Source organism: Bradyrhizobium sp. UFLA05-112 (genome assembly GCF_053572325.1).
This window is the reverse complement of sequence record NZ_JBANBK010000019.1, coordinates 65,787-88,068: the sequence shown is the minus strand read 5'-3', so window position 1 is coordinate 88,068 and position 22,282 is coordinate 65,787. Positions and strand designations below refer to the sequence as shown.

Here is a 22,282-nt window from a genome sequence, read left to right as displayed (position 1 = left end):
CGCAGGTTCCCTGCGCTGCGTGCGAGGTCAGGCCTCACGCACTGTGTGCGGTCTTCACCACCACCACGTTGGTGTCGTCATGTGCAGCGGCTTCGCGCGCCGAGGCCTCGCTAGCGTGCTTCTCGGCATCGCCTGCGTGCCGCTTCAAATGCTCGCGCCGCATGCCGATCTCGTCGCGGACGAATTCATAGCCGAGCTTGAACGTATCGAGCCCGTCGGTACTGATCGTGCCGTCTCTTAATCCCACCACGGCTCTGCGCAGGATCGCTTCGAGCTCGTCTGCCAGGCACTCGAGCTCATCGAGCGAATGGGCATGCTCGACGCGCTCGCCGACATCGAGGATGGCCGTGGAGAGCTCGCTGGCCTTCTCTGGTGCGATCCTGGTGACCTTGGCGTAAATTGCCGCGAAGATCGAGCCGATGACGCTGAGCGCGCCGGCGCCCAGATACATCATGTCGCTGTATTTATCCATAAACGACTTGGTGTCATCGTTGATGTAGTCGGCCGCGCCCTGGTGCGCCATGACGAAGGCGTCCTTGTCGACGGAAGCCGGCTCGATCCGGGTGGCGAATCCACTTTCGAGGCCGAGCTCGGACTTGTTCTCGTAGACGATGCGCGCGAGGTCGCCTGCGGTGGACAACGACATCTTCGACTGTGCGACCAGCAGCCATTCGAGCCCGATCGTATCGAGATCGTCGTCGGGAATCTCCGGCGAGGCCGACAGCGTGCCCGCGGTCAAGGTCTCCTCGGAAATGCCGGGAATCTTGCGCGCCAGCGCCTTGGCCTCGTCGATCGCGTTCAATGTGAAGCCGCCGCGCTTGGCGACCTGCTCATAGGCCTTGTCGCGCACCGCCTTGGAGGCGTGGACGATGGCGATCACCGCGGAATAGCCGCTAGCGGGCGCCAGCAGCTTGTCCAGCGTTACGCCCTGCGGGGCCATCTGCACGCGTGCCGCAGCGTCCGGCGTGTCGGGGACGTCGAGGATGCTGCGGACGAAGGCGAGCGAATTGTCGTTCTCGGCGAGCACCGCGACCTTCTTCTTTTTCAATTCCGCGAGCGACTTGACCTTCTTGTTGCCGGGGCCGAGCAGCAGCACGAGATCATGCTCGAGGATGGCGAGCGCGCGCGCCCGCGGCGGCACCTTGCCGTCGGTGCGCAGGATGGCGAGATCGGCCTGCTTGCGGTCGAATTGGGCAATCGCTTTGGCGTTGTCAGGATTGTTGACGATCTTGATCCGGAACCGGGAGGCATTGTTCTTGAGCACGGCGGCGAGCTTGTTGGCGAAACGCGCCTCGTCGCTGTTGGCATCGCCGACGGCAAAGATCAGGGTCTCCGAATTGCGCAGCATGGCCCGGCCGCCCCAGACGGTGGCCAGCGACAGGATCAAGGTCAGCACGACATACAGCACGACCTGCTGCTGATTGGTCTTGATGACCTTCGGGCGCGACGGCGGGGACTGCTCGGGCGATGACATCTGGCCTTCAGCACTCATGGCCGGCCTTATCCTTGCATGGCGGCGGCCGGCTTGCCGGCAAAGGCCGCTCGAAAATTCGTAAGCGTCTGAAAAAAATACGATAATCCTCTGCCTGAGGATGATAGCTCTCTGGCGGCAGAATGCAAATTTCGAGCCGCGGGTAACGTTACCGCGAGGGGGCGGCGGCGGCGGTCCTCATCGACGTTGCGCCAAACCTTGCGATTTTCCGGTTCCTTCCGGGGTGCATTCCACCGCGAGAGATGTCATAAAAGCGCGATCTCGGCGATTTGGCCGGACCCAAGAAGAAGTCGCACTGAACGCTCCATTTTTTCTTCCACGTTCAATGAGGGCGTCCAGCTTTGTCGTTTCCACCCATGTCATCGGCGGTTCCGGTCGAAGCGCTCATTGGCTGGATGCTGCTGCTCACCTTCAAGCACATCATCGCCGACTTCGTCCTGCAGACCGCCTGGATGGCGCATGGCAAGGACCAGAAGCATGGCTGGGCTCTGCCGCTCCTGGTGCATTGCCTGGTTCACCTTGCGGTTGCGCTGCCGCTGATCCTGATAGTCGCGCCAAAATTCTGGTTCGTCGCCCTGATTGATTTCGCGATTCACATCACGGTCGATCGGGCCAAGGGGTTGGTCTCGGCCAATTTCGGCGTCAACCAGGAGCACCCCTGGTTCTGGACCCTGATCGGCGTCGACCAGGCGCTGCACCACCTCACCGGTTTTGGGCTGTCGATCTTCATGGCGGCGAACTGAGCTCGCAGGCTTCGGCGGCGTTCCGATTCGCAAATCGGGGGAAAGACCCCGGGACACTACAGGCTCGTGTGGTTAACCTTTCGTTAGAGGATTGCGCGGCATCTTCGGCATACGAGGAGAATCGCAATGTTTTCAAGCCGAGACGCCTACGAAAGCGATTTCTGCCCGGTCCGCGACGAGCTCCTTGGCGAGATGTATCGCGCCAGCGAAAGCGGCCTGCCGAGGCTGGTTGAGAGTGTTGCCCCCGAGGCCCGCGCCAGGCTGGCCCTGTTTTGCTACCGCCGCAGCCATCTGCATTCGCTGGCGATCGCAATCGCGGCGAGCTGCACGGAGCGCGAACTGATCGAGAGCGGGGGACGCGTCGGCTCCACGCTTTACGCGCTGTCGCGTGAAAGCACGGCGAAGGCATCGCCGTCGCTGTCGGGCAGCCGCAAGCCGATTACGCTGTCGACCAAACCGCTCTCGGTGCTTGCGCCGCTCGAGGACGAGCTCGACGACGATCTCGCGGAAGCCGTCCCGGCTTAAGTTATCGTCTCGATCACCGGCAGTCCGAACTTCCGCCGCGCCATCGCGCATTCGGCATCGCCGGGCATGCAGGTGCGGCACACCTCCGGCCGCACGGCATAGACGCCGCAGGCGGTCGCATCCCCGATCTTCCCTTTCAGCGCCGAACAACGGTTGCCGTCGCAGCGCATGCCCGATTGCCGATCGTTGACGAAGGCTTGCGGGATAGCTGCGAGCTCCTCCTCGCTCTCGATCGAGAAGCGCGGCCAGTTCGCCGAATAGGCGCAGCAGGCGCCGCAAGCCTGGCAGAGCTGCGATAGGTCGGTCGCGGAATTCTGGTCCATGTCGCTCAATTGTCCTTCGGAGGACCCCAGACCAGGCTCTGCCGCCACTTGGCGCGCAGCACGTCGCGCCGCTCCGGATATCTCTCGTCGAGATAGGTCGCATCTACCACGCGGTCGGTGCGGAAGCTGCGGAAATCGCTGCGCAGCTCGCACCAGGCTGCGAGCAGCCGCACGGCCTCGAGATAACCGACTGCAATCGGCCAGATCGTGCGCTGGCTGTCGCGGCCCTGTTCGTCGCGATAGCGCAGCGTGATCTTCTTGCCCTCATGGATCTGCGTGCGCGTGCGCACCATGTCCATGCGATCGGGTTCGCGATTCCAGCTCGGTCGCGCACGGCTTGCCGGCTCCAGCACGAAAGGACGCAGGCGCTCGGGCACGGTGTCGGCAATCTTCGCCATCAGATCCTCGGCGGCGCGCGCCAGCGCCGTGTCGGCGTGGCCGGCAACCCATTGCGCGCCCAGCACCGCCGCCTCGATCTCATCGGGCGTCAGCATCAAAGGCGGCAGGTCAAAGCCCTTTTCGAGGATATAGCCCATGCCAGCTTCGCCGCGGATCGGCACGCGCTGGCCGATCAGCGTGGCGATGTCCCGATAGACGGTGCGCTTGGAGGTTTCGAGCTCGGCCGCGATCGCGTCCGCCGTCAACGGTTTGCGGCTGCGCCGAAGCACCTGGATGATCTGAAACAGCCGGTCGGCACGTCTCATGACACGTCTTCCGATTTGGCACCGTTTAAAAAACCGGCGCGCGGATGCTGACAGGATGTTGGCAGCAGGGGAGTTCTATACCGGGACAACACTTCGAATGAAGAGGATTTGTCCATGATGCTTCCCACCACCTTCGGCCAGGCGAGCCCGCTGTGGCGGGTGCAGGCCTTGCTGCAAACCTTCACTCTTGGCCGTGCTCTTGGCCGTCTCGGCGCGTTCGATCTCATGTTCGTCGACCTCCGTCTCGCGATCGTCACTCTCGCGGCGCGCTCGCTGCTCGGAGCTGCGAACGCCGTGGTTTGTCACGTCATGGGCCGCGCCTGGCACGGGGCCCGTTTCGCGCAGGATATCACGGCTGCTGCCACCATGGTGGCAGCAGCCGGTCGGTAGGTTCCAACAACTGTTTCGGGGATCAGGAGCAAGAGCATGATCACGCTTTACGGCTTTGGCATCGGCTTCGGCTTGCCGGAAATCAGCCCCTTCGTCACCAAGACGGAGGTGCAGCTGAAAATGGCAGGACTGCCCTACCGGAAGGAGCGGGCGATGCCGCCAGCTTCGCCCAAGGGGCAGCTGCCGTTCATCGACGACGACGGCGAGGCAGTTGCCGACTCCACCTTTATCCGCGCGCATATCGAGCGTCGCTATGGTTTCGACTTCGACGCCGGCCTGTCGTTGCAGGAACGCGCGCAGGCATGGGCCTTCGAGCGCATGATCGAGCATCACGTCTATTGGGGACTGGTCGGAGCGCGCTGGGTGGACCCGGTCAATTTCGCCAAGGGCCCGGCGCATTTCTTCGACGGCGCGCCTGAGCACAATCGCGAGAAGCTGCGCGAGGACGCGCAATTCCGCGTCGCCGAGAACTATCTGCTCTCTGGCCTCGGCCGCCATGCGCCCGATGACGACGTCGATCTCGCCGTGCGCTCGCTGTTCGCGCTGTCCGTGCAGCTCGGCGACAAGGCCCATCTGATGGGCAACAAGCCTTCGGGCGTCGACGCCACTGCGTTCGGCGCGCTCGCTGGAATCATGACGCCATTCTTCGAATCCAAGCTGCGCGAGCAGGCGGAAGAGTTTCCGAACCTCACCGCCTATGTCGACCGCATGATGGATCAGTACTATCCGGAGTTCGCCTGGACCAAGCTCCGAGAGGCGGCCTGAAAAGAAAAGAGCCGGCCCTTCATGGCCGGCTCTGATCGCCTTCGAGTGATCGCTGCTCTCACTTCACCAGCTTGTACTTGCCGTTCGTCACCGTGAGCAGGATGCGTGAGCGCTCGTCAAGGCCATACCGATCCTTGTCGGTGAAGTTGTAGACGCCCTGGCTTGCGGCCAATTCCTTCTCCGACAGCAGGGCCTGGCGGATCGCCTCACGGAATTCCGGCGTGCCGGGCTTGGCGGTCTTCAGCGCCGTCGGGATAATGCGCTTCAGAAGCTCGAACGCATCATAGGAGTGGCCGGCGAATTGGCTGCGGCTGTTCGGGCCGTACTTCGCTTCATAGGCGGTATTGAGGGCAAGGCCCGGCTTCTTGGTCTGCGCCTCGTCCGGCTGGTCTTCGGGATCCATCACGGGCCCTGAAGCCATCAGCACGCCCTCCGCCGCCTTGCCGGCGATGCGGATGAAATCCATGCTCGCCGCGCCGTGGGTCTGGTAGATCAGGCCCTGATAGCCGCGCTCGCGCAGCTCGGTCTGCGGCAGCGCGGCTGCAGTGCCGGATGCGCCGACCAGGATCGCGTCGGGATTGGCGGCGACGAGCTTGAGCACCTGTCCGGTCACCGACGTATCGGGACGCGCGAAGCGCTCCTCGTCGACGATGGTTATGCCCATCGGTCCGGTCTGCGCCTTCAGGTCGTTGAACCAGAGGTCGCCATAGGAGTCGGAATAGCCGATATAGCCGACCGTTTTCACGCCCTTGGCCTTCATGTGGTCGTACAGCACCTTGCCCACGATCGGGATCGGCTGCGGCATCGCCACCGACCACTTCATGCGCTCGGGGGTGATCGGAAAGGGAGCGAGGCCGAAATGCGGAATGCCGGCTTCGTTCGCGACGTTGGAGACCGCAATCGTCGGTGGCGTCAGCGCCGAGCCCATGATGATGTCGGCCTTGGATTCCGTGACGAAGCGCCGCGCGTTGGTGGTCGCGGTGGTCGGATCGCCGCCATCATCGAGCACGATCACCTTCAGCGGCACGCCGGCGATTTCCTTCGGCACGAACTCCAGCGCATTGCGCTCGGGAATGCCGAGCGCCGCGCCCGGGCCTGTCGTGGTGGTGGTGATGCCGATGGTGATTTCGTTGGTCTGGGCCATCGCGGGCAGCGCCGGCAGGGCCAACGTTGCCGCCGCAACAGCGGCGGTCAGGTAAAAGCGTTTCATCTATTCCTCCCTTAAGGTGTGCCTTTGAAAGCAGACTTTGTGATCGAATTCAGCCCCGTCTTTGGGCGGTGCGGCGATTTAGCTCCAGAATCTAATTGCCCACGAATTTGGCCACCATCTCCGGCGGAAACGCCGCGGATTTCAGCTTGTCGGGATTGGCCGGGTCGCGGCCGACGAGGACACGGGTCTCGAAGGCCTCGATCGCCAAGGCTCTGGTCGCCAAGTCCTCGCCCTTGTAGACGTCGTGCTTTACCTCGAAGCTCGAGCGCTTGATGCTCTCGATCTTCGTCTCGATGGTGATCCAGTCGCCGTGGGTCGAGGGGATGTAGAACTTCGCCCTCGTGTCGACCATGGGAATGCCGACCAGGCCATATTTGTGGACCAGGTCCTGTTTCGAGAAGCCGGCCTTCTCGAACAGGACCGAGGTCGAATCGTCGAACATCGAGAAATAGCGCGGATAATAGACGATGTTGGCGGGGTCGCAGTCACCCCACTGGATCTGGACGTCGCGCCGATGGACGAACATGCGTGATATACCCACTAGTGCTGCGCCACACCTCTCCCGGAGGGAGAGGTAAGGTGGAAGTCGCGGCTACAGCCGTTCGGTTTACTTCGGCGCCATGCGCAGCGAGCCGTCGAGCCGCACGACCTCGCCGTTGAGATAGGCATTCTCGACCATGTGCAGCGCGAGCGACGCGAATTCGTCGGCGTGGCCGAGCCGGCGCGGGAACGGGATCGCGGCGGCGAGCGAATCCTGTGCCTCCTGCGGCAGGTTGGCGAGCAGCGGCGTGAGGAACAGGCCGGGGGCAATGGTCAGCACGCGGACGCCGAACTGCGCGAGCTCGCGCGCGATCGGCAGCGTCATGCCGACGATGCCGCCCTTGGACGCCGAATAGGCGGACTGGCCGATCTGGCCGTCATAAGCCGCGACGGAAGCGGTGTTGATGATGACACCGCGCTCGCCGCTCGCCTGCGGCTCGAGCTTGGACATTTCGGTGGCGGCAAGACGCAACATGTTGAAGGTGCCGATCAGGTTGACCTTGATCACCTTGTCGAAATCGGCAAGCGCCATCGGACCATCGCGGCCGACCACGCGTTTGGCAACGCCGATGCCGGCGCAATTGACGAGCACGCGGGCCGGACCATGCGCCTTGGTGGCAGCCGCGATCGCGGCTTCGGCCGAGGCGGCATCGGAAACGTCGCAGGTCACGGCGACGCCCTTGATCTCGGCCGCGACTGTTTCGGCGAGCTTGGTGTTGAGGTCGCAGACTGCGACCTTGGCGCCCTGCGCCGCCAGCTTGCGTGCGGTCGCCGCACCCAGTCCCGATGCACCGCCGGTCACGATGGCTGCCTGATCCTTCAACAACATGGCGTTCTCCTTTGGCGGATTGTTTCTAAGCGACCGATATCACACGGTCCGATGGATTTGCAGCATAGAGCTCGTCTATCAGTGCGGTGCGATGCTCGAGCACGGCGCGCTGGTTTATCGAGCCTTTGTCGGTGACCTCGCCCTTGTCGATCGAGAGCGGCGTGTCCAGAAGGATCGCGCGGGTAATCCTGGTCGAGGAGCCGGTCGCCGAGCCGAGGAACTGGGTGAGGCGCTCGCGGAACGCCTCGCGGACCAGGCGGTCGCGCGCGGTGACGACGAGATCGTCGGCCGGCAGCGTCGGATTGATCAGGCGGCAGCCGTCGAGGTCGAGCACAACGAGCGCGGAAATCTCGTCGCGGTTGATGCCGGCGATCACGACGTCGCGCACCAAAGGCGCGCAGGCGGCAACGAAGCGCGCGCGCAAGGGGCCGACGCTGACCCAGGTGCCGCTCGCGAGCTTGAAGTCCTCGCTGACGCGGCCGTCGAAGTCGAAACCGGCATTGAAGTCATCAGGGTCGGCGGGCTTGAGTGCATCGCCGAGTTTGTAAAAGCCTTCCTCGTCGAAGGATTTTGCGGTGACCTCCGCCTGGCGCCAGTAGCCAGGCATGACGTTCGGGCCCTTGCAGCGAACTTCCAGCTTGCCGTTGTTGGGCACGAGCTTGGCGTCATTGCCGGAGACCGGCAGGCCGACATGGCCGGAACGGCTGGTGCGTGGATTGACCGACATGAAGAACGGCGCGGTTTCGGTGGCGCCAAGGCCAGTCAGCATCGGCACGCGATAGCCCTTCTCCTTCACCGCAAGCTCATCGAGGCTGTTCCAGACGAAGGGCGAAAGCGCCGCGCCGGAGAAGAACATCGCGTGCAGGCGGTCGAAGAATTTTGCGCGCAGGCCCTGGTCGTCGCGCAAATAGGGCAGCAGCGATTCGTAGCCCTTTGGCACGTTGAAATAGACCGTCGGCGAAATCTCCTGGAGATTGCGCACGGTCTCCTCGATTCCGCCGGGCACCGGCTTGCCGGCATCGAGATACATCGAGCCGCCGTTATAGAGGGTCAAACCGATATTGTGATTGCCGCCAAAGGTGTGGTTCCAGGGCAGCCAGTCGATGATGACCGGCGGCTCGTCCTTGAGGAAGGCCAGCGTCTCGCGCAGCATCACCTGGTTGGCGCAGATCATGCGCTGGGTGTTGATGACCGCCTTGGGATTGCCCGTCGATCCTGACGTCAGTAGGAATTTCGCGATCGTATCGGGGCCGATTCTCCCATGCAGCTCGTCGAGCGCGGGATGGATCGGCGTCGCCATGAGGTCGGCGAGCAGCGTGACGTCGTGCCCCGGGACGGTGCCGTAGGACGCGGCGATCTCGATGCCGGGCGAGACGTTGCCGGCAAGCGCGTTCGCGAATTTGTCGGCGTCCTCGGCAAAGACGAGGCCCGGCGTCAGCAGCTTCATCAGGTACGATAGCTTGCCGTAGTCCTTCGAGACCAGCGAATAGGCCGGCGAGACCGGGCAGAACGGGATGCCGGCGTAATAGGCGCCAAAGGCGAGCAGCGCATGGTCGATCGAATTGCCGGAGAGGATGACGACCGGCTTCTCCGCCGACAGGCCACGCTGGATCAGGCCGGAAGCGATGTGCCGGCTCGCGGTGAGGAGCTCGGCATAGGTGATCTTGCGCCAGCCCCGGCCGCCTTCGCGCTCGGCCATGAAGACGCGATCCGGCGTCGTCTTCGCCCAATGATGCAGGCGGTCGGTGATGCGCACCGGATAGTCGCCGAGCGGCTGTTTTGGCCGCAGGTAAATCGTGCCGTCATCGCGCCGCTCGATGTTGACGACGGGATCGCCGAACGAGATCGGCCGCAGCGGGGAGGTGCTCGCGCCGCGCTCCGTGGTGGAAGAGGACGGCTGTGCACTCATGACTTGGGCTTCACCTTGGCGGTCTTGTGTTCGAGGAACTCGCGGATCCGTCGCTTGGCTTCCTTGTCGCTCTGGGCAACCGTCGCCATCAGCGATTCCATCAGCAGGCCAGTCTGCGGATTGGCCTCGGCGATCATCGGCAGCGCCTGGAGCACGGCGAAATTGGTCAGCGGCGCATTGGAGGCGATGCGGGCGGCGAGCTCGAGCGACTTCGTCAGCGAGCCGCCTTCCTCGGTCAGGTATTGCGCAAAGCCGTAGGAGGCGCCTTCGGTCGCGGAATAGACGCGGCCGGTCAGCATCATATCCATCATGCGCGCGACGCCGATCAGCCGCGGAAGCCGCACCGAGCCGCCGCCGCCGACGAAGATGCCGCGCTGGCCTTCCGGCAGCGCGAAATAGGTCGAGGGCTCGGCGACGCGGATATGCGCGGCACAGGCCAGCTCCAGCCCGCCGCCGATCACGGCGCCCTTCAGCGCCGCGATCACGGGCACGCGGCTGTACTGGATGCGGTCGAACACTCGGTGCCACATCTGGGAGTGCAGAAGCCCGCCAGTGGCGTCGTGGTCGGTCAGCTCGGAGAGATCGAGGCCGGAGGAGAAATGGTCGCCGATGCCATGGATGACGACCGCGCCGATGTCGTCCGGCAGCGTCGCAAAGCAGTCGCTGATCTCGCGAATGATGCCGTCATTGAGCGCATTGCGCTTGGCGGGCCGGTTCAGACCCACGGTCAAGACCTTGCCTGCCCTCTCGATCCTAAGCAGCGCATCAGGTCCCGCGGTTGCGGTATCGGCGTTTCCCTGTGTCATTTGCGTCCTTTTCAGAATAGTTATGTTGTATAACGAATTTCGGAGGAGTCAATATGCCGATGGGGAGTTCGGTTGAGTGGGCAAGAGGGTGCTCCAAATCGGTGTCGTCCAGGCCTAGTGCGCAATTGTGCAGGGGCCGAGACCCCGCGCGAGCGCTTGCGCCCGTCGAGATACCCCAGGAGAATATTTGGCGAAGATTCGTGGCCCGAGTTTCCCCAACAACCCTATCCTGTGATTATGGGTTCCGGGCTCGCGACTTTGTCGCGCTCCGGGAGGACGAGCGAAGTGCGAGGCGCGGACATTGCCACTAATAGTCCCGGCGCCTGCCATCGCTTCGAGGCCGAAGCGCCTGTCTCACATCACCTGATGCACGTCGATCACCACGCGGTCTGCGTGCCGTGCGGCTGAGGCCACGAAGATGTGCTGCATCAGCCAACGGTATTTCTCGTGTCCGGTCTCGAACCGCGGCACGGTGCGGAAGTAGATCAGCTCGGGGTCGACGGGCTCGCCGCGCTTGAGCTTCTGCAGCAGGTCCACCGGGCCGAAGCGAATCCCTTTGTTCTCGACATAGACGGTGGCGCCGTCGTCGGTTTCGAAGGCGTATTTGGCTTCCAGGTCGATCAGCTCGCTCGGACGGATGACCTGGAAGTCGGCACCAAACGGCAAGACCTTGCCGTTGATCACGCCCCGCACCTCTCCGCCGATGATCGGGATGATGCGGCGGACACCCGTACCAGTCTCGCCCGCGGTGACGACGTCACCAATCCACGCGGTGATGGTGAAGACGTACTTTGTCTCGAGCTTGGGTGTGGTCATCACTCCACCCCTAATGCGCCATCATCCGCGTCGGCAGCCAGGTCGCCAGCAGCGGGAAGGCGATCAGGATCACCAACCGCACCAGGTCGGTGGCCACGAACGGGATCACGCCCTTGAAGATGGTGGAAAAGGACACGTCCTTCACCACACTCTTGATGACGAAGACATTCATGCCGACCGGCGGATGGATCAGGCCGAGCTCGACTGTCATGACGATGATGACGCCGAACCAGATCGGATCAAAACCAAGATGTGTGATCACGGGGAAGATGATCGGCACCGTCAGGATGATCATTGCCATGGCGTCCATCAGGCAGCCGAGCACGAGGTACATCACCATGATCAGCGCCAGCACGCCGTAAGAGCCGAGGCCGAGGCCTGTGAGGAATTCCGTGACCTTTTGCGGGGTCTGAGTCACCGTCAGGAAGTAGCCGAAAATCAGCGCGCCGATCAGCACGGTGAACACGGCGGCCGCGGTGCGCGTCGCCTGCAGGAGCGAGGCCAAAATCTTCTCGCGGTCGAGCCGCCCGGTGAGCACGCCGATGATGAAGGCGCCGGTGGCACCGACGCCGCCGGCTTCGGTCGGCGTGAAGCGAGGCAGGAACGGCAGGCCGTAGAGGCCGCCGATCACGAACACGAACAGCAGGACCGGCGCCCAGATATCCTTGAGGCCCGCGAAGCGCTCGTTCCACGGCAGTTTCTTGCCCTTCGGCAAAAAGTCCGGACGAAAGTATCCGATCAGGCCGATGGTGATCATGTACATGCTCATCGCCAGCAGGCCCGGGATGATACCGGCGATGAAGAGTTTTCCGATGTCCTGCTCGGTGATGATGCCGTAGACCGCAAGCACGGTGGAGGGCGGCAGCATCGCACCCAGCGTGCCGCCGGCTGCGATCACGCCAGTGGCAAAGGACTGCGGATAGCCGAAGCGGCGCATCTCGGGATAGGCGACGGCTGAGAAGGTCGCGGCCGTCGCGACGGAGGAGCCGCAGATCGCGGCAAAGCCGCCGCAGGCGCCGACGGTTGCGATGCCGAGCCCGCCGCGCAAATGGCCGACAAAGCCGTTGGCGGCGCGGAACAGTTCGCGGCTCATGCCGGAATTGCTGACGAAGGAGCCCATCAGCAAGAACATCGGGATGACGCCAAAAGTGTAGTCGGTGACCGTGCGCATCGAGGTCTGGCCGACCAGTTTCAGCGCCGGCGTGGCGCCGACGAGATAGGAGAAGCCGGACACGCCGACGAGGCCCATGGCCATGCCGACAGGCACGCGCAGCAGCATCAGGAGAAATAAGGAAACGAAGCCGATTACGGCGACGGCATCGGTGCTCATGACTACTCCGTCGCCTTCAGCTTGGGATCGTGCATCTCTTCCGGATGGAAGATCAGTCGGTAGGTGCGGATCGCGATCAGCAGCACCGCCGAGACATCGCCGATCCAGGCGATCGCGAAGAACGGCCAGGTCGGCATGTGCATATCGAAGGTCTGCACATTGTCGTTATAGGTGCCGCGTACCTTGTCGAACAGCGTCCAGGTCTGCACGGTGACGACGAACAGCAGCACCAGGGTGGCGAACACGTCGATCCAGCGCTGATAGCGCGGGCTCGAATTGGCCCAGACCAGGTCGACCGTGATGTGCGTGCCGCGATAGGAGGTCGCGGCGATGCCCCAGAAGATCAGGATGCCGAGCAGCATGCGGCCGATGTCGAAGGAATCCGGGATCGAGTAGTTCAGCGTGTTGCGCAGCAGGACCGAAACGAAGATGTCGAGCGCGACGAGGCCGACGAAGCCGGCCGCGATCCATTCGATCGTATCGATAAAGCGATCCATCCAGGCGCGCTTCATGGGAAAAGAGTCCTTCCGACGAGTTCGAGGTGTGCCCGCGGTGGAGCTGCGCTCCCTCCCCGCCCGCGGGGGAGGGCTGGGGAGAGGGTGCTTCCACAATCGAGAACCCCCAAGAGGAGAGAGCCCTCACCCGGCGCTCTGCGCCGACCTCTCCCGCGAGCGGGAGAGGTGCAGCGAGCTCGCGGCCGCGTCTTGGCGTCACTCCGCCAGGGCGTTGTACTTCTTCAGCGAGGCCTTCAACTCGGCGAGCGCTGCGTCCGGGTCGGCGCCGGTCTTCTTCACGCCCTCGCCCCAGGTCTTGACCAGCGGCTCGGCGGCCTTCTTCCAGGACGCGGTCTGCTCCGGGTTCAGCTTGTAGACCTCATGACCTTCTTCCGCCTTGATCTTGTCGATGCCGGCATCCTCGAACTTGCCCCAGTGCTCGCCGACCACGCCGGCCATCTCGGTCGTGCAGTTCTTGTCGATCGCCGCCTTCTGCTTGTCGGACATCGCATTGTACTTGTCCTTGTTCATCACGAAGACGAAGGTCGTGACATAAAGCGGCGCCTCCATGTCGTACTTCGTCACCTTGTCGATGCCGAACAGCAGCAGCGAGCCCCAGGGGAAGGTGACGCCATCGGCGACGCCGCGCTCGATGATGTCGCGCACTTCGGGCGCGGACGACTGCACGTTGGTGCCGCCGAGCGAGGTGACGAAATTCGCCATGGTGGCGTGGGCCGGGCGGATCTTCAGGCCCTTCACGTCCTCCGGCACCACGATCTTCTTGGTGCGAGAGTGGAACGAGGAGGGCGAGTGGACGAAGGCGAGGCAGTATTTGACGTCCTTCATCTCCTTTTCTGCATATTTGCGGTACCAGGCATCGAGCCCCATCGAGCCGCCCTTGGCGTCCGAGATCAGGAACGGCAGTTCGCCGGCGCCAATGATCGGGAAGCGGCCGGGCTGGTAGCCGGGGTTGACGTAGGTGACGTCGGCGATGCCATCGCGCGCCATGTCGTAATGGTCGAACGCCTTGCCGAGCTGTTGCGCCGGAAACACCTTGCTCTTGATGGTGCCGCCGGAGTCTTTCTCCACAGCGGCCGCCCAGTCCTCCAGCGATTTCTGGAGCGGATGCGAGGCTGGTACCCAATGCGAGATCTTCAGGTCGAAATTCTTGTCCTGCGCGAAGGCAGGCGTCATGCTTGCTGCCAGCAGCAACGCCAGACAGGCTTTCCTCATTGCTCGTCTCTCCCTGTTCTTGACCGCAGGCTTCTTTGGCCCGGTCTCGTTAGTTAACATGTTATATAATTGGATCGCTGGTTCAAGCCGGAAGTGGCAGCGCGACTGCTTTCGTCTCGCGGAAAGCTGTTGCCTGGATATGTCGCGCTGCGGCGAAAGGCACTCCCTTTTGCTCAAACGTTATATGATATAATTATCGCGCGCGGGCGATCGCGACAAGCAAGCTCGCGCCGCACCCTACAGGATCGGGAGGAGCAAGTATTGCGGACAAAAGTCGCAATCATCGGTGCCGGGCCGGCGGGACTGCTGCTTGGCCAATTGCTGCACAGTTACGGCATCGACAATGTCATTCTCGAACGGCAGAGCCCGGACTACGTGCTCGGGCGCATCCGCGCCGGCCTTCTCGAAGAGGGAACCGTGGCGCTACTCGATGAGGTCGGCGCGGGAGGGCGCGCGCATGCTGAGGGCCTCTTGCATGAGGGCATCGAGCTTGCATTTTCCGGCCGCCGTCACCGCATCGACATGAAGGCTGCGACCGGCAAGACGGTCATGATCTACGGCCAGACCGAGGTGACGCTCGACCTGATGAACGTGCGGAAGGCGGCGGGGCTGACCTCGGTCTACGAGGCCAAAGACGTGCGGCCGCATGATTTCGACGGCAGTCACCCGCGCGTAACCTACGTGAAGGATGGCATTACGCACGAGATTCTCTGCGACTTCATCGCCGGCTGCGACGGCTTCCATGGTGTCAGCCGCGCCAGCATCAAGCCCTCGGCGATCGAGGAGTTCGAGCGGGTCTATCCGTTCGGCTGGCTCGGCATCCTCTCCGATACGCCACCGGTCAGTCACGAGTTGATCTATTCCAACCACGCCCGCGGTTTTGCGCTCTGCACCATGCGTTCGACCAAACGCAGCCGGCATTATGTTCAGTGCTCGCTCGACGATCACGTCGACCAGTGGCCAGATGATCGCTTCTGGGACGAGTTGAAGCGTCGGATCGACCAGGAGGCGGCCGACAGCCTCGTGACGGGTCCCTCGATCGAGAAGAGCATCGCGCCCTTGCGCAGCTTCGTGGCCGAGCCGATGCGCTTTGGCCGGATGTTCCTGTGCGGCGATGCCGCCCACATCGTGCCGCCGACCGGCGCCAAGGGGCTCAACCTCGCCGCGAGCGACGCGCATTACCTCGCGACCGCTTTGCGTGAATATTACGACGAGAAATCGAGCGCGGGCATTGATGCCTATTCCACGACAGCGCTGGCGCGGGTCTGGAAGGCAGTGCGCTTCTCCTGGTGGATGACCTCCATGCTGCACAAGTTCCCCGACACCGGCACCATCGGCGCTCGCATCCAGCTCGCCGAGCTCGACTACGTTACGCAGTCGCAGGCTGCGATGACGTCGTTGTCGGAGAATTACGTGGGGCTGCCGTTCTGATCTGTAGCTTGTAGGGTGGGCAAAGCGAAGCGTGCCCACCACTTCTGTCGCAAATCGCGGAGAGATGGTGGGCACGGCGCGATGCGCCTTTGCTTACCCTACGGCCCAGCAGTCAATTCAAACGTCCGCGCAAATGTCGTTTAAAACTTTGTAGGTGGTGCATCCGTCACGTCCATCGCGTTCAATGGTGGCAGCTAACGATGCGAGACGCACATGACGACCACCGGGATTCCCGACGGCTTTGAGCCGCATTTCCGCAAAAGCCCGCTCACCGATCCCTGGGAGCCGCTCTATTCCAAGCGCGCCGAGAAGGCCGTGGTCGTCGGATTGCGGCTGGCAAAGCCGCACACCAATGCGCGCGGGCTCATTCACGGCGGCCTGATTGCAGCGCTGGCCGATGCCGCGATGGGCTATAGCTGTGCGCAGGCAACGCGTTGGACGACTTCGTTCGTTACGATCTCGCTCGCCGTTGACTATGTCGGCGCAGCCGAGATCGGGCAGTGGTGTGCGGTCGAGAGTGAGGTGATCAAGACCGGCAGCACGATCTGCTTCGCGCAATGTCTGGTCAAGGCCGACGACATCGTCATCGCGCGGGCCAACGGCACGTTCCGCGTGGTGCCGAAGAAGGAGTGAGCGATCTCGTGTCCCGGACACGGTGCGCTGTATCCGGGATACGAGAGTTATCCAAACCGCCAGTTCGTCGTCTCCACCACGAGATCGATGAAGGCGCGCACCTTGGCGGAGAGCAGCCGCGAGGTCGGGTAGACGATGTGGATCGGCAAGGCCGCCTGCTCGAATTTCGCGAGCACGATTTTCAAGCGCCCGCGCTTCAGGCCATCGGCGGCCTGATACGCCAGCACCCGCGTCACCCCACCACCTTGTTCGGCATATTGCAGCACCGCATCGGCGCTGTTGCTGATGAAGCGCGGGCTCGGCGTGACCTCCATATCGCGGCCATCGCGCGAGAAGAGCCAGTTGGTGGCGGGGCCGAACTGGATGGTTCGGTGCTGAAGCAGTGCCTCCGGCGACTTCGGTTCGCCATGGCGCTTGAGGTAGTCGGGCGAGGCAACCACGATCCGTCGCATCTCGCCGACCTGCCGCGCGACCAGCGAGGAATCGGCGAGGTGGCCAATGCGTACCGCGAGGTCGACCGCGTCCTCGATGAGGTTGATCATATGGTCGGAGAGCCGCAATTCGCCGGTGACATCCGGATAGCGCTTCAGGTACGCCGACATCACGGGCCCGACATGCAGCCGGCCGAACCCCACCGGCGCGGAGACCACGAGCCGCCCGCTCGGCCGGTTTCGCTCTGCGCGCGCCGAGCCATCCGCCTCCTCGACATCGGCGAGGATCCGTCGCGCGCGCTCCAGATAGCGCGTGCCGACGTCGGTGAGCGTCACGGAGCGCGTGGTCCGCTGCAACAGCCGCGCGCCGAGATGCTCCTCCAGCGAAGCGATCAGGCGGGTCACCGCCGACGGCGACAGCCGCAGCTTGCGCGCCGCCGGCGCAAAGCCGCGCATCTCGGCGACGGTGACGAAGACGTGCATGGCCTCGAGCCGGTCCATCGCTATTATTGCATATATCGCAATGATGAAGTGTCAAGCAGGTCGATTGTTTTGGACCGAAAGGGGGCCACTTTTCGGTGTGAGAACGCTAACGCGTCAGTTTCCTGGAGATGCTCCGATGCCGTCCGCCCGCACCTACGCCAGCGACGTCGCCTTCACCCCAGCAGTCAAATTGATTCAGACGCGAAAAGGGTCGCGCGAGGCGTATTCCCACGCCGAGCAGCGCGGTTGGCGCACCGAGGTCGACGAAAACCTCGCGGCGTTCCTGGGCGATGCCAACAGTTTCTATCTCGCCACGGCCTCGGCCGACGGCCAGCCCTATATTCAGCACCGTGGCGGCCCGACGGGTTTTTTGAAGGTGCTGGACAAGCAGACGCTTGCCTTCGCCGACTACGCTGGCAATCGACAGTATCTCACGCAAGGAAATCTCTCCGAAAATCCAAAAGCCTATATTTTCGTGATGGACTACGCCCATCGCCGCAGGGTGAAGATATGGGGCGAAGCGCGCGTGGTGGAGGACGATCCCGCGCTGACGCAGTCGCTGATGCCAAGAGGCTACAAAGCGCGCCCCGAGCAGGTCATCGTGTTCAAGATCGCCGCCTGGGACACCAACTGCCCGCAGCACATCCCGCAGAAATTCGACGCGGCGGATGTCGCCGCAGCACTCGCCGCGCGTGATGCAAGGATTGCGGAGCTCGAAGCGGAGGTGGCGGCGTTGAAGGGAGAGAAGGCGGCAGGCCTTTAAGAGCGAATCTCGTCGCATTCTTCGCTGTCATGCCCCGCGAAGGCGGGAGATCCAGTACGCCGTTTCGGTTCAAGTACAGCCGCCACTGAGATACCGGATCGTCCGCTCCAGTGCGCAATTGCGCACAAGGCGGACGATGACAGCGGTGCGGATGATGCGCTCGTGGGCGTCATCGCAAGACTACAGCGCGCTCGCGCCTTCGTGCTGGAAGCCGAGATAGCTCGCCGCGACGCGCTCATTGGCGGCGACGTCGCTGGCCTTGCCGGAAAGCACGAACTCGCCGAGCTCCATCACGTAAGCCTTGTCCGCGATCTTCAGCGCGGCCTGTGCGTTCTGCTCGACCAGCAGCACCGAGACGCCGCTGGCACGCAGCTCGGTGACGATGCGGAAGATGTCGGCAACGATGATTGGCGCCAAGCCCAGGCTCGGCTCGTCCAGCATCAGCAGTTTTGGCTCTCCCATCAACGCGCGGCCCATTGCGAGCATCTGCTGCTCGCCGCCGGACAGCGTGCCAGCGAGTTGCTTGCGCCGCTCCTTCAGTCGCGGGAACAGCGCGTAGACGCGCTCGATCGAGCTTTTCGCCCTGCTCTTCTCGATACGGAAGGCCCCTAACTCCAGATTGTCCTCGACATTCATGGTCACGAACAATTCGCGGTGCTCCGGTACGAGCCCCAAACCCTTCGCGACGCGGTCCTCGATGTCGAGCCGTGCGAGGTCCTGCCCGGCAAAGGTAACCCGGCCCTTCAGCGGCAGGATACCCATGACAGCGGAGAGCAGCGTGGTCTTGCCGGCGCCGTTGGCGCCGACGATGGTGACAATCTCGTTTTGACCGACCTCGAGCGAAACCGAGCGCACGGCCTCGACCTTGCCATAGGCGACATGCGCGTCGGCGACTGACAACAGCGCGTTCATGCCGCCACTCCGAGATAGGCCTTGATCACTTCGGGATTGGTCTTGATCGTGGCGGGCGTGCCTTCGGCGATCTTGGTGCCGAAATCGAGCACCACGATGCGGTCGGCGAGATTCATCACAAAGCCCATGTCGTGCTCGACCAGGAGGACGCTCATGCCGCCGTCGCGCAGGTCGCGCAGCAGCCTTGCGAGCTGCTGCTTCTCCATGTGGCGCAGGCCAGCCGCCGGCTCGTCGAGCAGCAGCAGCATCGGATCGACGCACAGAGCGCGTGCGATCTCGACGATGCGCTGCTGTCCGAGCGAGAGTGAGCCTGCGAGCTGATGCATCTGCTCGCCCAAGCCGACGCGCTCGATCTGGCGCGCGGCTTCCGCCAGCAGCCGCGCCTCGTCAGTACGGTCGAGCCGCAGCATCGAGGCAATCGGGCCGGAATGGCCGCGCAGATGCGCGCCGATCGCGACGTTCTCCAGCACGGTCATATCGGGCACCAGCTTCACGTGCTGGAAGGTTCGGGAAATTCCGAGCTTGACGATCTCCTGCGGCGGCGCCTTGTCGACCTTCTTGCCGAGCACCGAGATCGAGCCTGATGTTGCCGACAGCACGCCGGTGATCAAGTTGAACGTCGTACTCTTTCCTGCGCCGTTCGGACCGATCAGCGCAACGATCTCGCGGGCCTGGACATCGAAGGAGACATTGTTCACGGCGATCACGCCGCCGAACTGCTTTCGCGCCTTTTCCACCTGCAGCAGCACGCTTGCCTCGCCGGGCGCGCGGACGCGCGCCGGCAGGGTCAGCGAGGTATCCGGCTTCCTACCGCCAGCCCTCTGCGGCATGAACGACATCAGCCACGGCCAGACGCCGCCGGGCGCGAGCTGCAAGAGCGCCACCAGCATGATGCCGAACACGATGGTCTCGACCTGGCCAGAGCCCGGCAGGATGAGCGGCAGATAGCTCTGCAGCACTTCCTTCAGGACGACGACGATCGCCGCGCCAAGCACGCCGCCCCAGACATAGCCGGCGCCGCCGACGACCGCGATGAAGAGATACTCGATGCCGGCCTGCGCGCCGAACGGCGTCGGATTCACCGCGCGCTGGAGATGCGCATAGAGCCAGCCGGAGAGACCTGCGAGCACCGCGGCATGGATGAACACCAGCAGCTTTGCGCGCGGCGTCTGCACGCCAAAGGCTTCGGCAGCGACATGCCCGCGCCTGAGCGCACGGATGGCGCGGCCGGTGCGGGAGTCCAGCAGGTTCATCGTGAGCAGCGCCGAGACGATCACCGCAACCCAGATCGCGTAGTAGATCGAGCCGGGTGAGAGCATTTTGAACGTGCCGATCGACAGCGGGGGAATCGCGGAGATGCCGTCGTTGCGTCCCAGAAATTCGAGCTTGCTGAAGAGATAGAACAGCCCGAGCCCCCAGGCGAGCGTGCCGAGCGGCAAATAGTGGCCCGACAGGCGGACCGTGATCAGCCCGAGCAGCACCGCGAGCAGGCCGCTGACCAGCAGCGAGAGCGGCAAGGTCAGCCAGGGCGACAGGCCATACGCCGTCGACAGCACTGCCGTGGTATAGGCGCCGAAGCCGACGAAGGCCGCCTGTCCGAACGAGGTGAGACCGCCGACGCCAGTGAGCAGGACGAGGCCCATCGCGACCAGCGCGGCGAGGCCGATATTGTCCAGCAGCACGATCCAGAACGGCGGCATGCCGGGAATGAATGGGATCGCCGCCATGACAAGGGCGAAGACGAGAATGGGAAGCCGGTCGTTCATCGTGCTCAGTCCTTCTCTTCCTCGACCGCGGGGGCTGCGAGCGAGCGCAGCAGCAGCACCGGAATCAGGAGCATGAAGACGATGACCTCCTTGTAGTTGCTGGCGTAGAAGGACGAGAACGCCTCGACGATGCCGACAAAGAGCGCCGCGATTGCCGTCAGGGGATAGCTGACGAGGCCGCCGATGATCGCGGCGACGAAGCCTTTCAGGCCGATCAGGAAGCCGCTGTCGTAGTAGAGAGTTGTAATTGGGACGATCAGTATGCCCGATAGCGCGCCGATCACGGATGCCAGAAGGAAGGCGATCTGCCCCGACAGCGAGGTGCGGATGCCGGCCAGCCGCGCACCCAAACGGTTGACGGCGGTCGCGCGCAGCGCCTTGCCGTAGCGCGTGAAGCCGAAGAACAGCCAGAGGCCGACGATGAAGGCGATGGTGATGCCGTAGACCGTGATGCTCTGGCCGGTGAAGCGCAGCGTGCCGAGCGTAAAGGCCGTCGACAGCACCGCCGGGCCGCGCTGGCCCTCGGCGCCGAAGAACAGAAGACCCAGGCCCTGCAGCGCGAGATGGACGCCGACGGAGGCGATCAGCAGCACGAGCACGGAGGTGTGCGCCAGCGGCTGGAACACGATGCGATAGAGCGACACGCCGATCAGCGCGACGATCACGAGCGACAGCGCCATCGAGATCGCGACCGGAGGCTTCTGGCCGGCGAAGTAGAGGGTTGCCGCCAGCACGATTCCCGGCAGCGCGATGTTGGTGAGAAAGGTGCGGAGGATCAGCCGCCCGTGCAGTGCTTTGCGCGCCGCGAACAGGTCGAACACGAAGGCGACGAGGCCCATCGCGAGCGCAAGCTTGGCCGTGCCAGGCATCTGCCCAGAGGCGAGCGAGGCATAGGTCAGCGCGCCATAGGTGACGAATTCGCCTTGCGGGATCAGGATCACGCGGGTGACCGCGAATACCAGCACCAGCGCTAGTCCGAGCAGCGCGTAGATCGCGCCGTTGGTGATGCCGTCCTGGATAAGGAACAGCAGGATGGTGGTATTCAAGACCGGACGCTCCCCCTTATTAAGATCCGGGCCGATCCCGCTTTCGCGGTGAATCGTCCCTCACAGCCATTGAAAATCGCTGACGATATTTGGTATGGTCAATAACAATTATCGATTATAACTTCAAGGGCCGGGGAACACCGGATCCAAATCTAACGGGATTGCGAGCAACAGGCGATGACCGTTTCCAAGGCGGCGGAAAAATCGGCGGAAGCAACCGCTAAGGGAGCGGAGGCGGCCAGGGCGCGCAAGGACGCGCTTGATGATGCCGGCGGGGCCCTTCAGCTTGGCGAACTCTCCGAACAGCTCGGCTACGTGCTCAAACGCGCCCAGCTCAAGGTATTCGAGAACTTCCTGCGCTGCATGGCCTCGCTCCAGCTCACGCCGGCGCAGTTCTCCGTGCTACTTTTGGTCGAGAAGAATCCGGGCCGCAATCAAACCGAGATCGCCTCCACGCTCGGCATTCTGCGCCCGAATTTCGTGGCCATGTTGGATAATCTCGAGAGCCGCGATCTTTGCGCGCGGATCCGCTCCACCAACGACCGCCGCTCGCACATCCTGGTCTTGACCGACAAGGGCAAGGCCGTGCTGTCCCGCGCCAAAAAGCTCGTCGCCACCAAGCACGAGGCGCGGCTGAACGAGTTGTTGGGCGGGGCCAACCGCGAGTCCCTGATCGCGATGCTGTCCAAGATCGCCAACGAGTTTTGA

24 protein-coding genes are annotated in these 22,282 nt (G+C 63.4%); 8 read left to right on the top strand and 16 right to left on the bottom strand.

The annotated features are described in order from the left end of the window. Positions 1–34 precede the first annotated feature (34 nt). Complete coding sequence (locus SO180_RS14010) at positions 35–1,492, bottom strand: TAXI family TRAP transporter solute-binding subunit (RefSeq protein WP_449379409.1); 1,458 nt, start codon at positions 1,490–1,492, stop codon at positions 35–37. Positions 1,493–1,887: 395 nt separating this feature from the next. Here SO180_RS14010 and SO180_RS14005 point away from each other — a divergent pair, with 395 nt between their 5' ends. After that, the gene (locus SO180_RS14005; protein WP_449379443.1) at positions 1,888–2,235 is read left to right on the top strand and encodes a DUF3307 domain-containing protein; all 348 of its coding nucleotides are present in this window, start codon (positions 1,888–1,890) and stop codon (positions 2,233–2,235) included. 126 nt (positions 2,236–2,361) lie between these two features. Next, the gene (locus SO180_RS14000) at positions 2,362–2,760 is read left to right on the top strand and encodes a hypothetical protein (protein ID WP_449379408.1); all 399 of its coding nucleotides are present in this window, start codon (positions 2,362–2,364) and stop codon (positions 2,758–2,760) included. Here the strand turns inward: SO180_RS14000 and SO180_RS13995 are convergent. Then, the gene (locus SO180_RS13995) at positions 2,757–3,083 is read right to left on the bottom strand and encodes a YkgJ family cysteine cluster protein (RefSeq protein WP_449379407.1); all 327 of its coding nucleotides are present in this window, start codon (positions 3,081–3,083) and stop codon (positions 2,757–2,759) included. The genes SO180_RS14000 and SO180_RS13995 overlap by 4 nt on opposite strands. Before the next feature lie 5 nt (positions 3,084–3,088). Further along, positions 3,089–3,787, bottom strand: a complete 699-nt coding sequence (locus SO180_RS13990) for a helix-turn-helix transcriptional regulator (protein WP_283038261.1) — start codon at positions 3,785–3,787, stop codon at positions 3,089–3,091. 114 nt (positions 3,788–3,901) lie between these two features. On the opposite strand from SO180_RS13990, the gene SO180_RS13985 reads away from it, so the two are divergent. Together SO180_RS13985 and SO180_RS13980 are read left to right on the top strand one after the other, a co-directional pair. Beyond that, positions 3,902–4,177, top strand: coding sequence for a hypothetical protein (locus tag SO180_RS13985; RefSeq protein WP_449379406.1), 276 nt, complete (start codon positions 3,902–3,904; stop codon positions 4,175–4,177). Between the two features lie 36 nt (positions 4,178–4,213). Then, positions 4,214–4,942: a glutathione S-transferase family protein gene (locus SO180_RS13980; protein WP_449379405.1), complete on the top strand. Its 729-nt coding sequence runs from the start codon at positions 4,214–4,216 to the stop codon at positions 4,940–4,942. Between the two features lie 58 nt (positions 4,943–5,000). Here the strand turns inward: SO180_RS13980 and SO180_RS13975 are convergent, their stop codons facing one another. From SO180_RS13975 to SO180_RS13935, 9 genes are all read right to left on the bottom strand, one after another. Beyond that, positions 5,001–6,152 carry an ABC transporter substrate-binding protein gene (locus tag SO180_RS13975; RefSeq protein ID WP_449379404.1) on the bottom strand — a complete coding sequence of 384 codons (1,152 nt, stop codon included), beginning with the start codon at positions 6,150–6,152 and terminating at the stop codon, positions 5,001–5,003. Between the two features lie 91 nt (positions 6,153–6,243). Continuing rightward, on the bottom strand, positions 6,244–6,678 hold the full coding sequence (locus tag SO180_RS13970) for an acyl-CoA thioesterase (protein WP_449379403.1): 435 nt from the start codon (positions 6,676–6,678) through the stop codon (positions 6,244–6,246). A gap of 81 nt (positions 6,679–6,759) precedes the next feature. Next, positions 6,760–7,521: an SDR family NAD(P)-dependent oxidoreductase gene (locus SO180_RS13965; protein WP_449379402.1), complete on the bottom strand. Its 762-nt coding sequence runs from the start codon at positions 7,519–7,521 to the stop codon at positions 6,760–6,762. A gap of 25 nt (positions 7,522–7,546) precedes the next feature. Beyond that, positions 7,547–9,430, bottom strand: coding sequence for a feruloyl-CoA synthase (locus tag SO180_RS13960; protein ID WP_449379401.1), 1,884 nt, complete (start codon positions 9,428–9,430; stop codon positions 7,547–7,549). After that, positions 9,427–10,236 carry a crotonase/enoyl-CoA hydratase family protein gene (locus tag SO180_RS13955; RefSeq protein ID WP_449379400.1) on the bottom strand — a complete coding sequence of 270 codons (810 nt, stop codon included), beginning with the start codon at positions 10,234–10,236 and terminating at the stop codon, positions 9,427–9,429. Before SO180_RS13955 ends, SO180_RS13960 begins: the two co-directional genes overlap by 4 nt. A gap of 354 nt (positions 10,237–10,590) precedes the next feature. After that, the gene (locus SO180_RS13950; protein ID WP_449379399.1) at positions 10,591–11,052 is read right to left on the bottom strand and encodes a DUF3237 domain-containing protein; all 462 of its coding nucleotides are present in this window, start codon (positions 11,050–11,052) and stop codon (positions 10,591–10,593) included. 10 nt (positions 11,053–11,062) lie between these two features. Beyond that, on the bottom strand, positions 11,063–12,382 hold the full coding sequence (locus SO180_RS13945; protein WP_449379398.1) for a TRAP transporter large permease: 1,320 nt from the start codon (positions 12,380–12,382) through the stop codon (positions 11,063–11,065). Between the two features lie 2 nt (positions 12,383–12,384). Beyond that, on the bottom strand, positions 12,385–12,894 hold the full coding sequence (locus SO180_RS13940; RefSeq protein WP_449379397.1) for a TRAP transporter small permease: 510 nt from the start codon (positions 12,892–12,894) through the stop codon (positions 12,385–12,387). Positions 12,895–13,092: 198 nt separating this feature from the next. Then, positions 13,093–14,109 (bottom strand): TRAP transporter substrate-binding protein, encoded by a 1,017-nt coding sequence (locus SO180_RS13935; protein ID WP_449379396.1) that lies wholly within the window; start codon positions 14,107–14,109, stop codon positions 13,093–13,095. 261 nt (positions 14,110–14,370) lie between these two features. On the opposite strand from SO180_RS13935, the gene pobA reads away from it, so the two are divergent. Both pobA and SO180_RS13925 read left to right on the top strand, forming a co-directional pair. After that, positions 14,371–15,540 (top strand): 4-hydroxybenzoate 3-monooxygenase, encoded by a 1,170-nt coding sequence (gene pobA / locus SO180_RS13930; RefSeq protein ID WP_449379395.1) that lies wholly within the window; start codon positions 14,371–14,373, stop codon positions 15,538–15,540. 213 nt (positions 15,541–15,753) lie between these two features. After that, entirely contained in the window at positions 15,754–16,173 is a 420-nt protein-coding gene (locus SO180_RS13925) for a PaaI family thioesterase (protein ID WP_449379394.1), read from the top strand. Between the two features lie 47 nt (positions 16,174–16,220). On the opposite strand, the gene SO180_RS13920 is transcribed toward SO180_RS13925, so the two are convergent. After that, complete coding sequence (locus SO180_RS13920) at positions 16,221–17,105, bottom strand: LysR family transcriptional regulator (protein WP_449379393.1); 885 nt, start codon at positions 17,103–17,105, stop codon at positions 16,221–16,223. Between the two features lie 118 nt (positions 17,106–17,223). Between SO180_RS13920 and SO180_RS13915 the strand changes: the two genes are divergently transcribed. Next, positions 17,224–17,850, top strand: a complete 627-nt coding sequence (locus tag SO180_RS13915) for a pyridoxamine 5'-phosphate oxidase family protein (protein WP_449379392.1) — start codon at positions 17,224–17,226, stop codon at positions 17,848–17,850. A 180-nt stretch (positions 17,851–18,030) separates the two neighbouring features. Here SO180_RS13915 and SO180_RS13910 read toward each other — a convergent pair whose 3' ends face one another. From SO180_RS13910 to SO180_RS13900, 3 genes are read right to left on the bottom strand one after another with little or no spacing between them, the layout of a single operon-like run. Continuing rightward, positions 18,031–18,762: an ABC transporter ATP-binding protein gene (locus tag SO180_RS13910; protein WP_449379391.1), complete on the bottom strand. Its 732-nt coding sequence runs from the start codon at positions 18,760–18,762 to the stop codon at positions 18,031–18,033. Beyond that, positions 18,759–20,528 carry a branched-chain amino acid ABC transporter ATP-binding protein/permease gene (locus SO180_RS13905; protein ID WP_449379390.1) on the bottom strand — a complete coding sequence of 590 codons (1,770 nt, stop codon included), beginning with the start codon at positions 20,526–20,528 and terminating at the stop codon, positions 18,759–18,761. Before SO180_RS13905 ends, SO180_RS13910 begins: the two co-directional genes overlap by 4 nt. Before the next feature lie 5 nt (positions 20,529–20,533). Next, positions 20,534–21,574 (bottom strand): branched-chain amino acid ABC transporter permease, encoded by a 1,041-nt coding sequence (locus SO180_RS13900; RefSeq protein WP_449379389.1) that lies wholly within the window; start codon positions 21,572–21,574, stop codon positions 20,534–20,536. Between the two features lie 177 nt (positions 21,575–21,751). Here SO180_RS13900 and SO180_RS13895 point away from each other — a divergent pair, with 177 nt between their 5' ends. After that, positions 21,752–22,282, top strand: a complete 531-nt coding sequence (locus SO180_RS13895) for a MarR family winged helix-turn-helix transcriptional regulator (RefSeq protein ID WP_449379388.1) — start codon at positions 21,752–21,754, stop codon at positions 22,280–22,282.

Bases quoted from the DNA above. Each gene is read 5' to 3' on its own strand.
- SO180_RS14010 (WP_449379409.1), bottom strand. From the start codon at position 1,492: ATGAGTGCTGAAGGCCAGATGTCATCGCCCGAGCAGTCCCCGCCGTCG.
- SO180_RS14005 (WP_449379443.1), top strand. From the start codon at position 1,888: ATGCTGCTGCTCACCTTCAAGCACATCATCGCCGACTTCGTCCTGCAG.
- SO180_RS14000 (WP_449379408.1), top strand. From the start codon at position 2,362: ATGTTTTCAAGCCGAGACGCCTACGAAAGCGATTTCTGCCCGGTCCGC.
- SO180_RS13995 (WP_449379407.1), bottom strand. From the start codon at position 3,083: ATGGACCAGAATTCCGCGACCGACCTATCGCAGCTCTGCCAGGCTTGC.
- SO180_RS13990 (WP_283038261.1), bottom strand. From the start codon at position 3,787: ATGAGACGTGCCGACCGGCTGTTTCAGATCATCCAGGTGCTTCGGCGC.
- SO180_RS13985 (WP_449379406.1), top strand. From the start codon at position 3,902: ATGATGCTTCCCACCACCTTCGGCCAGGCGAGCCCGCTGTGGCGGGTG.
- SO180_RS13980 (WP_449379405.1), top strand. From the start codon at position 4,214: ATGATCACGCTTTACGGCTTTGGCATCGGCTTCGGCTTGCCGGAAATC.
- SO180_RS13975 (WP_449379404.1), bottom strand. From the start codon at position 6,152: ATGAAACGCTTTTACCTGACCGCCGCTGTTGCGGCGGCAACGTTGGCC.
- SO180_RS13970 (WP_449379403.1), bottom strand. From the start codon at position 6,678: ATGTTCGTCCATCGGCGCGACGTCCAGATCCAGTGGGGTGACTGCGAC.
- SO180_RS13965 (WP_449379402.1), bottom strand. From the start codon at position 7,521: ATGTTGTTGAAGGATCAGGCAGCCATCGTGACCGGCGGTGCATCGGGA.
- SO180_RS13960 (WP_449379401.1), bottom strand. From the start codon at position 9,430: ATGAGTGCACAGCCGTCCTCTTCCACCACGGAGCGCGGCGCGAGCACC.
- SO180_RS13955 (WP_449379400.1), bottom strand. From the start codon at position 10,236: ATGACACAGGGAAACGCCGATACCGCAACCGCGGGACCTGATGCGCTG.
- SO180_RS13950 (WP_449379399.1), bottom strand. From the start codon at position 11,052: ATGACCACACCCAAGCTCGAGACAAAGTACGTCTTCACCATCACCGCG.
- SO180_RS13945 (WP_449379398.1), bottom strand. From the start codon at position 12,382: ATGAGCACCGATGCCGTCGCCGTAATCGGCTTCGTTTCCTTATTTCTC.
- SO180_RS13940 (WP_449379397.1), bottom strand. From the start codon at position 12,894: ATGAAGCGCGCCTGGATGGATCGCTTTATCGATACGATCGAATGGATC.
- SO180_RS13935 (WP_449379396.1), bottom strand. From the start codon at position 14,109: ATGAGGAAAGCCTGTCTGGCGTTGCTGCTGGCAGCAAGCATGACGCCT.
- SO180_RS13925 (WP_449379394.1), top strand. From the start codon at position 15,754: ATGACGACCACCGGGATTCCCGACGGCTTTGAGCCGCATTTCCGCAAA.
- SO180_RS13920 (WP_449379393.1), bottom strand. From the start codon at position 17,105: ATGGACCGGCTCGAGGCCATGCACGTCTTCGTCACCGTCGCCGAGATG.
- SO180_RS13915 (WP_449379392.1), top strand. From the start codon at position 17,224: ATGCCGTCCGCCCGCACCTACGCCAGCGACGTCGCCTTCACCCCAGCA.
- SO180_RS13910 (WP_449379391.1), bottom strand. From the start codon at position 18,762: ATGAACGCGCTGTTGTCAGTCGCCGACGCGCATGTCGCCTATGGCAAG.
- SO180_RS13905 (WP_449379390.1), bottom strand. From the start codon at position 20,528: ATGAACGACCGGCTTCCCATTCTCGTCTTCGCCCTTGTCATGGCGGCG.
- SO180_RS13895 (WP_449379388.1), top strand. From the start codon at position 21,752: ATGACCGTTTCCAAGGCGGCGGAAAAATCGGCGGAAGCAACCGCTAAG.